14 protein-coding genes are annotated in these 13,422 nt (G+C 32.6%); 8 read left to right on the top strand and 6 right to left on the bottom strand.

Features of this window, described 5'->3' with window-relative positions; translation table 11 throughout:
- Positions 1 to 130: 130 nt before the first annotated feature.
- Genes OD803_RS08315 through OD803_RS08300 form a run of 4 tightly spaced genes read left to right on the top strand, consistent with a single transcriptional unit; the run spans position 131 to position 3,224 of the window.
- On the top strand, positions 131 to 754 hold the full coding sequence (locus tag OD803_RS08315; protein WP_129761249.1) for a tetratricopeptide repeat protein: 624 nt from the start codon (positions 131 to 133) through the stop codon (positions 752 to 754).
- A gap of 27 nt (positions 755 to 781) precedes the next feature.
- Complete coding sequence (locus OD803_RS08310) at positions 782 to 2,128, top strand: 2TM domain-containing protein (RefSeq protein ID WP_262733087.1); 1,347 nt, start codon at positions 782 to 784, stop codon at positions 2,126 to 2,128.
- Positions 2,119 to 2,472, top strand: coding sequence for a 2TM domain-containing protein (locus tag OD803_RS08305; protein WP_238155816.1), 354 nt, complete (start codon positions 2,119 to 2,121; stop codon positions 2,470 to 2,472). Before OD803_RS08310 ends, OD803_RS08305 begins: the two co-directional genes overlap by 10 nt.
- Positions 2,469 to 3,224 (top strand): LytR/AlgR family response regulator transcription factor, encoded by a 756-nt coding sequence (locus OD803_RS08300; RefSeq protein ID WP_262733086.1) that lies wholly within the window; start codon positions 2,469 to 2,471, stop codon positions 3,222 to 3,224. The genes OD803_RS08305 and OD803_RS08300 overlap by 4 nt, the downstream gene beginning before the upstream one ends.
- A 28-nt stretch (positions 3,225 to 3,252) precedes the next feature.
- Here OD803_RS08300 and OD803_RS08295 read toward each other — a convergent pair whose 3' ends face one another.
- The 4 genes from OD803_RS08295 to OD803_RS08280 form a co-directional block, all read right to left on the bottom strand.
- Positions 3,253 to 4,068 carry a hypothetical protein gene (locus OD803_RS08295; RefSeq protein ID WP_262733085.1) on the bottom strand — a complete coding sequence of 272 codons (816 nt, stop codon included), beginning with the start codon at positions 4,066 to 4,068 and terminating at the stop codon, positions 3,253 to 3,255.
- Positions 4,069 to 4,113: 45 nt separating this feature from the next.
- A complete protein-coding gene (locus OD803_RS08290; protein WP_262733084.1) occupies positions 4,114 to 4,887 on the bottom strand; it encodes a hypothetical protein in 774 nt (257 codons plus the stop codon).
- 142 nt (positions 4,888 to 5,029) lie between these two features.
- The gene (locus OD803_RS08285) at positions 5,030 to 5,572 is read right to left on the bottom strand and encodes a DUF2199 domain-containing protein (RefSeq protein ID WP_262733083.1); all 543 of its coding nucleotides are present in this window, start codon (positions 5,570 to 5,572) and stop codon (positions 5,030 to 5,032) included.
- A gap of 45 nt (positions 5,573 to 5,617) precedes the next feature.
- Positions 5,618 to 6,793, bottom strand: coding sequence for an LETM1-related biofilm-associated protein (locus OD803_RS08280; RefSeq protein WP_262733082.1), 1,176 nt, complete (start codon positions 6,791 to 6,793; stop codon positions 5,618 to 5,620).
- Positions 6,794 to 6,939: 146 nt separating this feature from the next.
- Between OD803_RS08280 and OD803_RS08275 the strand changes: the two genes are divergently transcribed.
- From OD803_RS08275 to OD803_RS08260, 4 genes are all read left to right on the top strand, one after another.
- Positions 6,940 to 7,590, top strand: coding sequence for a DUF4331 domain-containing protein (locus tag OD803_RS08275; RefSeq protein WP_262733081.1), 651 nt, complete (start codon positions 6,940 to 6,942; stop codon positions 7,588 to 7,590).
- Between the two features lie 20 nt (positions 7,591 to 7,610).
- The gene (locus OD803_RS08270) at positions 7,611 to 8,171 is read left to right on the top strand and encodes a DUF4331 domain-containing protein (RefSeq protein ID WP_262733080.1); all 561 of its coding nucleotides are present in this window, start codon (positions 7,611 to 7,613) and stop codon (positions 8,169 to 8,171) included.
- An 81-nt stretch (positions 8,172 to 8,252) separates the two neighbouring features.
- On the top strand, positions 8,253 to 9,542 hold the full coding sequence (locus tag OD803_RS08265) for a tetratricopeptide repeat protein (protein WP_262733079.1): 1,290 nt from the start codon (positions 8,253 to 8,255) through the stop codon (positions 9,540 to 9,542).
- Between the two features lie 12 nt (positions 9,543 to 9,554).
- Positions 9,555 to 11,789 carry a TonB-dependent receptor gene (locus OD803_RS08260; RefSeq protein ID WP_262733078.1) on the top strand — a complete coding sequence of 745 codons (2,235 nt, stop codon included), beginning with the start codon at positions 9,555 to 9,557 and terminating at the stop codon, positions 11,787 to 11,789.
- Positions 11,790 to 12,027: 238 nt separating this feature from the next.
- Here the strand turns inward: OD803_RS08260 and OD803_RS08255 are convergent, their stop codons facing one another.
- Positions 12,028 to 12,837 (bottom strand): anti-sigma factor, encoded by an 810-nt coding sequence (locus tag OD803_RS08255; RefSeq protein ID WP_262733077.1) that lies wholly within the window; start codon positions 12,835 to 12,837, stop codon positions 12,028 to 12,030.
- Entirely contained in the window at positions 12,838 to 13,368 is a 531-nt protein-coding gene (locus OD803_RS08250) for an RNA polymerase sigma factor (protein ID WP_129761258.1), read from the bottom strand.
- Between the last annotated feature and the right edge of the window lie 54 nt (positions 13,369 to 13,422).

Genomic DNA, 13,422 nt, shown 5'->3' with positions numbered 1-13,422 from the left:
TAAATTACAAACAATAAAAATCACAATTCAGTAACCAAAATTCACAGTTCGGTATTATAGATTTTCAAACGGTTACCATACTTAAGATATTTGAATCAAATTAAAAACACAAACACTAAATCAATACAAAATGAAACATTTAATTATCATCGCAACACTAATGGTTTCAGGAATTATACATTCGCAAACCAATTTTGAAAAAGGAATGCAAAAAGCATTTAGCCTTTGGGAAGCTAACAAATGGGACGAAGCCGAAAATATGTTTGAACGCATTGCAAACGCTGAGTCAGACCAATGGTTACCACATTATTACATTGCTCAAATGAATAGCTTAAAAAGCTGGAGCGAAAAAGACGCTAACGTCCTTAAAGCACAGTTAGACAAAGCTCAGGAACACTTAAACACTGCTATGTCAATTAGTAAAGACAATCCTGAATTATTGGTAATGCAAGCACATGTATTAACAAACTGGGTTGCTTTTGATGGGATGACCTACGGAATGAAATACTCAGGAAAAATTAGCGAATTGTACAGTAAAGCCTTAAAAATTGCACCAGATAACCCAAGAGTAGTATCAGGAAAAGCCGAATGGGATATGGGAAGTGCTAAATACTTTGGACAAGATACAGCACCATTTTGTAAAGATCTAGAAAGAGCATTAGAACTTTTTGCTAACTTTAAACCAGAATCACCATTTCACCCAAATTGGGGAAAAGAGCGAGTAGAACAAACAGTTGCTGCTTGTAAAGAATAATTATATTAAACAAAAAACTAAAGTATCATGATCAAATCCTTCAAAAATGCAGCGCTTACGTTCTTTATTGGCTGTGCAGTTTTTATAGTAGGTAACTTATTTTATGATGGGTTTGATTTTGATAATTTCAACGACTTTTTGATAAGCTTTTGCTTCTATCAAATGTATAGTTTCTTGCTTGGGTATTCTAACTACTACTATTTTGCGTTCCTTGAAAAATTCAACTGGACCAAAAAGCAGCGTTTTCAAAGAATACTTATAGGTCTTGTTGGTTCGGTAGCTATTACCATGTTAGGTTTGTTTATTATGAATGCTTTTCAATACATCGTTTATCGTGGTGTGTCATGGGAAGATTTTATAGCCTTACAAAACTGGAACCAATATAGTTTTGGATTGTGGATTACAATGACCATTGTTGTTATTTTTCATCTAGTCTATTTCTATAATCGCTATCAACAGAATAAAGTAAAGGAGCAAAAAGTAATTGCAGGAACAGCAACAGCAAGGTTTGATGCGTTAAAAAATCAATTAGATCCACATTTTTTGTTCAACAGTTTAAATGTGTTAACCAGTTTAATTGAAGAAAACCCTGACAGCGCACAACGGTTTACAACATCACTTTCAAAAGTATATAGATATGTACTTGAGCAAAAAAATAAAGACTTAGTAACCGTTGATGAAGAGTTGGATTTTGCTCGAACCTATATGCTGCTATTAAAGATGAGGTTTGAAGATAGCTTAACGTTTGATATTCCTGAAAAGGCATCAAACCCTGAAAGTAAAGTGGTGCCATTATCGTTACAGTTACTGTTAGAAAATGCTGTAAAGCATAATATGGTAACATCTACCAAGCCTCTGCATATTAAAATATATGAAGATGCAAACGAAAACCTGGTTGTTGAAAATAATCTGCAACCTAAACAAATAGTAAAAAAGAGTAGTGGAGTAGGTCTCGAAAACATTAAACAACGTTATCAGCTCCTTACTACTAAAAAAGTATACATCAATCAACAAGCAAACCGTTTTGCAGTTGCAATACCAATGCTTACAAAACAAATATCAATCATGAGAAAGTCTGAATTACCATCGCAATTTGACGACAGTTACATACGTGCAAGAAAGCATGTAGATAACCTAAAAGAGTTTTACTACGGTTTAATTTCGTACTGTTTAGTCATTCCTTTTTTAATTTTCATCAATTACAAAACGTATTGGGGATTTCAATGGTTTTGGTTTCCAATGTTAGGTTGGGGAATGGGAATAGGTTTCCATGCTTACAAAGTATTTGTTAACGATGGCGTTTTAGGTAGAACCTGGGAAAAGCGTAAGATTGAGCAATTTATGAAAGAAGAAGAACAGAAAAAATGGAACTAAAAGCTATGGAACAGTTTAATTACAATCCTGAGAATAATCAACTCGAAGATAAAATACGTCATGAAGAAGCGTATTTGCGAGCTAAGAAAAAAGTAGAAAAAATAGTAGGCTTCTACTGGCATTTGGCATCATACATTATTATAAACATTGTTGTTATTTTTATTATAGTGTATAGTGGTGGCAGTTTAAAAAGCTTTGCTACGTATTCAACAGCCTTTTTTTGGGGAATAGGATTGCTTTTTCACGGATTAGGCGTTTTTGGACCAGACTTTTTATTTGGAAAGCAATGGGAAGCCAAAAAAATAAAAGAATTTATGGATAAAGATAAACAAGATTGGCAATGAGAATTATCATTATTGAAGACGAAAAACCATCAGCACGTAGGTTACATAGAATGATTGAAAGGTTAGACCTTACTGTAGAAACCATGTTACACTCGGTTGAAGAAGCCTTGGATTGGTTTCAAAATAACCAACATCCTGATTTAATTTTTTTAGACATACAATTAAGCGATGGTTTATCGTTTGAAATTTTTGAACACATTGATATAAAGTCTGCTGTTATCTTTACAACAGCTTACGATGAGTATGCGTTACAAGCCTTTAAACTGAATAGTATTGACTATTTATTAAAGCCTATTGACGAAGACGATCTTGCTAAAGCAGTAAGCAAATACAAAGAGCGTTTGCCACAGCAACAAGCCGTAACGTTAGATTTTAACGATATTAAAAAACTGTTGGTAAACCCAATAGAGCGAGAGTATAAAAAACGATTTTCGGTAAAAGTTGGTCAACACCTTAAGCTTATTAATATTGATGAGATTGAATGTTTTTACAGCGAAAACAAAGGCACTTATGCCTATACTGTCGAAGGTAGAAACTACTTGTTAGATTTAACCTTAGAACAGTTGGAAGACGAACTAGAACCGCAAACCTTTTTTAGAATAAGCCGAAAGTTCTTTGTCAATATCAATGCTATAAAAGACATGATTAGCTATACCAACTCCAGACTTCAGGTAAAGTTAAATAACTATAATGAACAAGAGGTTATTGTGGCTAGAGAGCGTGTTAAAGATTTTAAACTGTGGTTGGAGTAGTTGGGGTGAGACGGAAATTAATATATTGTTAGCTACTAGTTTCTGTTATTTTAGTTACTTGGTCAGTTATACTTTTTGTTTGTAATTCAATGCTGAATATTTCCAATTCTGTTTTTAAATCCATTTCCATTTCTAGATAGAATTTGGTGAAGAATTCTTTTTCTATATTATATTCTAATTGTCCTTTTCCAGTTCCGTCTAATTCCATTTCGTAATCTTTAGTTGCTGATTTTATAGTGTAAACTTGGTCAAGGTTAAAATATCCAATTCCGTTTTCTGCTTTTCTTAAAGTGTAAATTGAATTAATTTCTATTTCAATTGTAACATCTGCAATTGGGATTGACATTGGACTTTTTTGCTCAAAACTTTCTCCAACTTTAATTTTTCTGTTCGGATATTTGATTTGATTCATCATTGATTCCATTGCAGGAAGTAATGTTCTCTTTTTTTCTTCAGTCATTGTTGAAGAAGAAATAGAGTCAATTTTTGTTTTTCCGTCAACTGATTTTCCGAAAAATTTACTTCCACTTTTTAAAGATGGATTATTGGATTCTAACAATTCTATATCAATTGGAAATTCATTTCCTTTCAGACTTCCTGTTTTAGAAACACTTTTTAAAAGACTTGTATCTTTCGTTATTGTCGGATTTTCAACTCCATTATTTTTTAAGTTTTGAAGTATTTTATCTGATGCAATATATTTTACATTGTTTTCAGAAATCTGTTTTTGAGTCAACGTGTAATTGTAATTTGGTAAGTAACCAACTTTAAAATCAATTTCTTCTTGACTTTTACAAGAAACAATTGAGGTTGTCAATAAAATAAGTAGGATTGTTTTTTTCATCCGGTTTTTTCAACTTGCGGTTACATATTATTATACGTTTGTTTTTTATTCCACTTTAAATTTTTTTTCGAATGGAATATCAAATTTTTGTTCTCTATGATAAAATCGTAAAATTCCGTTTATTTCATAAATTCCAGTTCGTAATGAATTTAATTCAATATCAGCAATCGAGTAATTCTCTTTTAGTTTAAAATCGACTTCCTCCTCTTTTCCATTGAACTTGATTTTATTAATTAAAATGTGTCGATTTTCTTTTATTGGTTGCCCAAACCTCGAAGTCAAAGTAAGCTTGATTCCGTTGTCAGTTTTTTGTGAAATAACACTGTCTATGTCTACTTTATACAATCCGTCTACTGAATAGGTTTGTCTACTTGAATACTCGAAAACATAAGCCATTCCAATTACAAGTCTATTTTTTATATATTTTAAATTTAAATCATTAGACTCGGATTTCGGTTGTTTAATTTCAGGTAATAAATAATCTTTTCTATTACCGACAAGTTTCGGAATCTCGTTTAGAATTTCGTTTGATTCCGCAATAATGCTTTTTAAGTTGCCTTCTTTATTTGTGATGGCATTGTCTATTTTCGAAATTAACAGTTCAAACTGAGAATCCAATTCATTGAGTTTTTCAATTTTTCGCGCTGGCATTTCTTCAATCATTCGATAATAATCTCCTTTATTCTTATTTAAAGTTCTATTATTAAATTCATAATTCGCTTGTAAAAACGAATTCATTTCGGTCAATTCTTCCTGTTGGTTTTTACAAGAGAAAATGATGAAAGTAGCTAGAAAGTAAACTAAAAATTGGTTTTTCATTTAATCAATAAATATAAATGTTTTCGGTTTGGTCAAATTGCTGGCAGCGGTTGGACCATGGTTTCGTTACATGTTTCAGTAACTAATTTAGTGAAAAATCAGAAGCAATGAGCTATAGCCATTGTTGTATAGTGGTCTTATTTTATTTGTTGTTTAATTTAAGAATGAATTCAACAATTTCCTTTGCTCTTTGATATGTTATTCCATTCTTTTGGTCAATCGCTAACTGGTGATTCTCTTCGGTAATTTCTATTTCAGGGATAATTCCAGGGTCTTGTTCAATTACAATTGATTTTATGTTAATTGTGTTTTCGTATGTAGGGATTTGGTTTTGAATCCAACCAAAATAAGGTCCGAAATCTTTCCGATTTTCACTATCCCAACAATCCATTCTAATTTCGAAATTTTCTGGACTTATGGAAGTCCAAATGTCAAAATATAAGTCACTATCAAAGTCTAATATTGGTATCGTTACTCGACCTCTGTGAAAGAAGTGAGTTTTGTCGACTACGCACAAACTCTTTTCAAGCTCGACACGCTCATCAATTTCATTTGGTGGAACAGAATAGTAGTAGTCCGGAAAATCAGAACCGAAACATAATGGAATTCCGTTATATTCAGATTCACAACTATCACATTTTAAAGTTGATTCTTTATTCTTCTTAATTTTTTTGAATAATTTCATTAGTTGTTTTCAGCTTGCATACAATTATATAAGAACAACATGTATCTAATCCTCTTCAATACGATTGTCATCAAAAGCCGATGGTAACAATTTAGGAATAAATTTTATAAAAATAGGCAGTAAAAGCATACCACCTGGTAACATAAAAATGGCTAAGCTAGGTATGGATTTAAAAATATCTAGTAATTGGTCTTGTACTTTTTTTTGTTCGTCGTCACTAAGTGGTCTTGTGGTTGACTTGGTAAGCAATATCATGAGCTCTTTACTTTCTTTAAGCTCTTTGAGTAAGCGTTTGCTATTGCGTTTTATGAGTTTTCGTACCATTTTACTGGAGTTGTCATAAAAACTCTGAACCATGTTTTTAGAGTTCAGTAATGCAATTTTATCTTTATTGGTTTCATAAAACACATTAATGTGCTCAATGGAAGCCTCAATAATATCTTGTTTTACATCAAGGTCTTTACCAAGTTTTTGTAAAAACTGTTTCTCTTCAAGATCAATGGTTTTATCACTCCAAAACGCCATACATACAATATCAGTAATGTAGTATTTGCTGAGTCGTCCGTTTATAAAAGTGATCACTTCGTTATAGCTATGCGTTCTATTGTCCTGGTATCTCAATGATGCTTCAATGAGTTTAATAAGGCTTTTGTCGTATTTGGTTTTTTCCGATTTGTTTTCAAAAACCTCAATAATAATGGTTTCAATAGCTGCTTCAAGATTTTTTAAGTAGGTCTCAGAAACTACATCTGTTCTAAGGTACTTTTGATACGCAATAACATCAACAAAAAGCAGTGCATTGGTGATAAAGTAATTAAAGTTTTTTGTGAGGATATTGTCATCAATATGCACACGTTTATTCACCATAGCTTCCAAAAGCTCAGAAGATTTTTTTTCACCTAAAAGCTCTTCAAAAAAAGAAGATTTGTAAACATCAATAGTGTTGTAAAAGTTAATAACGCTTTCAACAAAATCTGCTTTGTCACCTTCCTTGTTGTGGATGTAATAAAAAGAGGCTAAAAGGTTTACTTTGGTCAACTCTTCATGAAGAAACTCTCTGTTTTCAATGCAATTATCTACAATAGAAATATTACTTCCGTAGATAAATCCGCTTTGCTTTAAGGCTACATAAAAGTCGTCCAACTTTAATTGACAAAAAGAGGTGTTGGCACTGAGCTCCTTGAGTAATTTTTTTATCCAGCCATTGGCAGAAGGATTCATGGGCTTAAGATTATAGAGTAAAGATAGTTTTAAATTTTAAAAGCGCTATAATTTTTTTGTTAACAAAAATTTAACAAAACCGCACTTTAGATTTTTCCGTAGGTAGAGCAGAGACAAAACAATTAATTAACAAAAATCTCATTATTATGAAAAAATCAAAAATCTTTTTAGGGATCGCAATTGTTGCAGTTGCAGGTTTCATTGCCATTGCAGCAGACCACATTGATGCGCCAGCAGTTCAAGGTGGTACGAACGATATTACTGACTTTTATGCTTTTCAGGGAGAAGACACAAACAACCTGGTATTTGTAGCAAATACACAAGGTCTTTTGAGTCCTTCAGCCACTGGAAGTGCTTCGTTTGATGAAAACACTCTTATAGAGTTTAACATTGACACTACAGGAGATAATGTTGAAGACTTGGTAATTCAAGCTACTGCAAGAGATGGAAAAATGTACTTTTTTGGACCAGCAGCACCTAGCTCAACAGGATTAAGCAGTTCTATTTTAACAGCTTCACCTCAAGGAGTTGTAGACATTACAAGTTATGGTTCTCCTGCTACTATTTCAACAAATGGTGGAATGCGCTTTTTTGCAGGACCACGAGACGACCCATTCTTTATGGACTTTGCTCAGTATAGCGCAATTGTTGGCGGAACAGCTACAGCGTTTAACAATCCAGGTGACGACACATTTGCTGGAACCAATGTAATGTCTGTTGTTGTTGAAGTTCCAAAATCAATGATTGGAGGAACAGGAACAATTAATACTTGGGTTGAAACTAAAAGAAAACAATAAACTTTAAACACATTAATATTATGAAACTAAATACTATAAAACTTTATGCTATTGCAGCACTTATAGCCTTAACAGCATATAACTGTAATAATGACGATGATAGTAATACCGAACCAATTGGACCTGATTTTTCGGGTACATATATACAAGAAGACCAAATGGGTAGACCAGCTGTAAACACAGTGTTTGTGTCTTCATCTAGTAAAGACGATTTTAATACTACAATACCTTCAAATCAAGGAGCAGCGTTTCAAACTATGTTTCAAACTAACTTGGAAGCCTTAAGTCCTGCTTATGCAAATCCTGGAGATACTAATGCACTAGGCTTAGACTCTGCAACATTTACAGGTCTTTTAGCTACTGATGTGTTGAATGTATCATTAGATGGAACAACTACATTTTATGATGGTACCAATGTGCTTACTGGTAGAGCACTAGCTGATGATGTTATTACAGTAGAACTGCTATTGATTTTTGGAGGTGAAGATTTTTCTGAAAACCCAACTTTAAGCAATGATAACGTTGACGCAAATGATAAGGAATTCCTTACCTCATTTCCATACTTGGCTTCGCCATGGTAATACAATTTTAAATAACCTTGAAATATTTAGTTAGTCGTATTTCAAGGTTATTTAACAACTAACAAAAAACTCTCAATACTCATGAACTCTCTATATAAAATAGTGTTGTGCTGTGCAATTATTGTATCTAGTTGCACAACACCACCAAAAAAAATTACTGATACTAATGATTATAATATTTACCTTGAATTAGCCCAGAATAAGGCGTTGCAAGCTGCTAAGAACGATAATGAATTTTGGAAACAAAAGTTAGAAACTACACCTAATCAGTTTCCATATTTAGGAAAACTTGCAACGTCATATTCTAATTTATTTGAAGTTACAGGCAAAATTTCATACCTAAAACAAGCTGAAAACTACTTGGTACAAGCCAATAAGGCAACCGAGCAAAAAGATGCAGGTTACTTAAGAGCATTAGCTTCAAACTATATTTCTCAACACAGATTTAAAGAAGCTTTACAACAGCTTACTAAGGCTGAGTTAATAGGAGAAAACCTTGAGGCAACTCAAAAAATGCTTTTTGATGCACATTTAGAATTGGGTAACTATAAGTTAGCACAAGGCTATCTGGAGATGTTTAAAGATTTTAGTGATTTTGATTATCTCATTCGTTTATCAAAATGGAGCGATCATAAAGGAAATCTGGATGCTGCCATTAAATACATGGAAAAAGCAAAATCTATTGCTGAATCTTCTAATCTTGACGGAATTAAACAATGGTCTTACACCAATCTTGCCGATTTTTATGGTCATGCAGGAAAAATCGAAGCTTCGTATACTCATTATTTAAAAGCATTAGAATTAAACCCAAACGATGCTTATGCTAAAAAAGGAATTGCTTGGATTGTTTATTCTCATGAGAATAATCCTGATGAAGCTTTACGAATTTTAAACACTGTTACTACCACTTTTTTTGCTCCAGATTATTACCTACTTAAAGCTGAAATTGCCGAATATAAACAAGACATAGCTTTAAAAAACGAGCAGCTAAAACTGTATAAAGAAGCTGTAAAAGATACTTCGTATGGTGATATGTATAACAAATTCAATGTGTTGCTATATGCTTGTGAAAAAGAAAATAGGGATGAAGCTATAATGATTGCTAAAACTGAAGTAGGTAACAGACCAACACCACAATCTTATGATTTGTTGGCTTGGGCTGAATTTAAAAACGGAAATCTAAATGGAGCCTTAAATATTGTTGAAAACCACATAGCTGATAAAACTTTTGAACCTGAAACACTATACCATATAGCTGAAATTTACAAGGCTTTTGGTAAGTATGAAAAAGTGAAACCTTTAAAAGAAGAACTCTTAGGAAGTCTGTATGAACTGGGACCAACCATGAAAGAAAAGATAGAGCAACTTTAATCACTCAACATTATGAAAATTAAACATACAATATTGGTATTACTAATGTTAATAGTGAGTTCTACTGCTTTTTCACAGCATTTAAAAGGTAAGGTTTTAAATACTTTTAGTCAACCTTTGGAATCTGCTTATGTATTTAACGTTACTACAAAAAGTCATGCGCATTCATCTGAAAATGGTCTGTTCACTATTGATAATACAAGTGAAGGAGACAGTCTAAAAATAGGATTATTGGGATATGAAACAAAGTTTGTTGTTGTAAGCTCTTCAAGTTTTGAAGCAACACAACCTATTACGCTTCAGGAAAAGGCGTTTCAATTAGATGAAATGGTAATTACTGAAGAATTAAATACAGCAAGTACTATAACTAGGTTGGATATGAATACCAATCCGTTGAATTCATCGCAAGAAGCACTGCGTAAAGTACCTGGATTAATTATTGGACAGCATGCAGGAGGAGGAAAAGCAGAACAAATTTTTCTTAGAGGTTTTGATATAGATCATGGTACTGATGTATCAATAAATGTAGATGGTGTGCCAGTGAACATGGTGTCTCATGCGCATGGACAAGGTTATAGCGATTTACATTTTCTAATCCCAGAAACGGTTAATAAAATAGATTTTGGTAAAGGTCCTTATTATGGAGACAAAGGCGATTTTACTACAGCAGGTTTTGTAGATTTTTCTGCAAAAGATTATCTAAAAGAAAGTGCGATAACATTTTCAATGGGAGATTTTAATACCTTAAGAACTCTTGGGATGTTTAATCTTCTAGAAAAGTCAAAACATCAAAATGCATACATAGCTACTGAATATTTAGCAACTGATGGTTCTTTTGAATCGCCTCAAAATTTTAATCGTATTAATGTATTTGGAAAGTATGTTACTTTTTCATCAGATAATTCAAAATTGTCATTAACTGCTTCTCACTTTACAAGCAGATGGGATGCTTCTGGTCAAATTCCGCAACGTGAAGTTGATAATGGAAATATTACACGTTTTGGAGCTATTGATGATACCGAAGGAGGAGAAACCCAACGCACAAATTTTAACATTGAATTCAATAAGTATATTACAGATAACACACGCTTAAAAACCAATGCGTTTTATTCGCATTATGCTTTTGAATTGTATTCTAACTTCACATTTTTTTTAGAAGATCCAGTTAATGGAGATCAAATCAAACAGCAAGAGGATAGACATATTTTTGGTGCTAATGCAAGTATTGTTAAAGAAACTAGTTTAGGGTCAACTCCTGTAACTATTAATTCTGGTTTAGGTCTTAGACACGATATTGTAAATGATATTGAACTGTCTCATACACTTAACAGAAAAACCACTTTAGAGCAAATACAATTGGGTGATTTAAATCAAACAAATGTAGATGCTTTTGTAAATGCAGAATTTGAGTTTGGAAAGCTTAAAGTAGCTCCTGCATTGCGCTTAGACTATTTTAAGTTTTTATACAACGATAAGTTACAAGTTAATTACACTACGCAATCTGAAACTAAAACAATTTTAAGTCCGAAACTTAATTTTTATTACGATGCAGCTAGTAACCTTCAACTGTTTTTAAAATCAGGAATTGGTTTTCACTCTAATGATACAAGAGTTGTTGTAAGTAATCAAGGAGAAGATGTTTTACCAAGAGCTTATGGATTGGATTTTGGTAAAGTATGGAAGCCATTTCCAAAACTAGTGCTTAATTCGGCATTGTGGTATTTGTTTTTAGAACAAGAGTTTGTGTATGTAGGAGATGCTGGAGTTATAGAACCTAGCGGAAAAACTGAACGTTATGGTCTTGATTTAGGCTTAAGGTATCAATTTAATGATTGGTTGTTTTTTGATACTGATGCAACAATTACTCATGCTAGAAGTACAGAAGATCCTGATGGACAAAACTATATTCCGTTAGCTCCTGATTTTACATTGGCTGGAGGATTATCGATTAATGATTTGAATGGTTTTTCAGGAGGAATTAGGTATAGATATATTGATGATAGACCAGCAAATGAAGACAATAGTATTGTAGCAGAAGGCTATTTTGTAACCGATTTTAATGCTAACTATAGTTTTGATAATATCACTTTAGGGTTTGTAATAGAAAACCTTTTTGATACCGAATGGAATGAAACACAGTTTGCTACAGAGTCTCGTTTGCAAAACGAAGCACAGTCTGTTGAAGAAATACATTTTACACCTGGAACACCTTTTTTTATTAAAGGAACTATTGCATATAGGTTTTAAATAGAAGATGTAATTTGACTATTAATTTGAGGGAAATAATGGTTGACAACAACTAGCAAAAAATAAATTGATATAGGTTGAATTAGTGGTAAACCATACTAGTTATGGTTGTTTTTAGAGTTTTTTTGTTAGTGGAAAGTGTCTGTTTATCTTGTGTAAGCAGGCATTTTCTTTTTTTAAATTAAAAAAGCATTAAACAACAGTTTAATGCTTTTTGCTATTTTCTAAAAGAGATTTTTTAAGGGGTAGATGGCGTAACAACACCAAGTGTATAAAGTTGTTCCATTGTTGGTGATTCGCTTCCACCTTCAGGTTCTAATGTGATACCAAACGCTTGACTTTCATAAGTGTTGGCTATAGCAAATATCTTGTTGTCATCAGTATTAAAATCATCAATAGTACCTAAACTAGTTGGTGTTAATGGGTTTAGGGTTAACGACCATACTTGCCAAACCTTGCCTTCAGGTGCATTAGGTAATCCTTGAGCATCTAAGTAAATGCTGTTGTCTGCTTTATTCCAGTATACTTTAGCATAAGCATTTTCAAACTCACCTTGTCCACCAAGTGGTACAGCGATGATGTCTTTATCACGTAGTACGTTTAAAAGGTTTTTTGTTGCTGCAAGATCGTTTTTAGCAGCTTCAATTTGCTCTTCTAAATAGGCATTTTCAATATCAGCTGTAGTAATATCAGCTTCTAATTGCTTGTTTAGGTTTAGTGTCCACAGTAAACCAGCTCCTACAATAAGAGCAGCTGCCCAACCAGTATAAGTAAACCAATTATATTTAGGTTTAGTTATTGAAACAACCTTAACCTCGTTATCACCAAGTTTTAGTTTTTCTTTAATAATATTGAAAATATGAGAGCTAGATTTTGGCGATACAGCACTTGTAAGCTTTATAACTGAAGCTTCAATTTCTAATACTTCCTGTAAAATTTCAGGATGCTTTAGCATAAGTTCATACACTTCTTTACTTTCTTTTTCAGAAAGTGATCCTGCAACGTAAAGTTCCAAAATTCCAGATTCTATGTATGCTTTAATATCCATTTACTTTATTAACATTTCTCTTAATTCCTTAATGCAATTTCTGTTTCTTGTTTTTATGGTACCTATAGGCATTTCAAGTGTTTCAGAAGCTTCTTTTTGAGTGTAACCTTTAAAATAAAGTAGCTCAATAACTTTAATACACTTTTTGGCAAGTTTCTTTACATATTTTGAAATACCAATGGCATCAGTTTTGTCATTAAGGTTTTCATTGTTTTCCAAGATATCTACGAAAAATTCCGCATCAAGGTTTTTCTTTGAGTTTTTAAATGCTTTTGACCTTGTTTTATCTATGGCTGCGTTTCTTGCAATGTTTAAAATCCAAGTAAAAAAACGTCCTTTTTCAGGTGAGTAGCTGCTAGAATTATGCCATACTTTTATAAAAACATCTTGCATGATTTCTTCAGCTATATCGTTGTCTCTAACAATGTTGTAGATAACTCCATGCATGCTTTCGCTATACATATTGTATAACGATTCAAATGCTTTTTCGTCTTTTTGTTGAAACTGAGATATAAGAGTTTCTAGTTGCATTGTTTGGTTTTAAGAATACCGAAAATAGTGAATTTAAACCAAAGAAAAAAGCTA

The organism is Gaetbulibacter sp. NE (assembly GCF_025548475.1).
GTDB classification, from domain to species: Bacteria; Bacteroidota; Bacteroidia; order Flavobacteriales; family Flavobacteriaceae; genus Gaetbulibacter_B; species Gaetbulibacter_B jejuensis.
The sequence above is the reverse complement of the archived record's forward strand: the minus strand, read 5'-3'. Positions and strand labels throughout refer to the sequence as shown.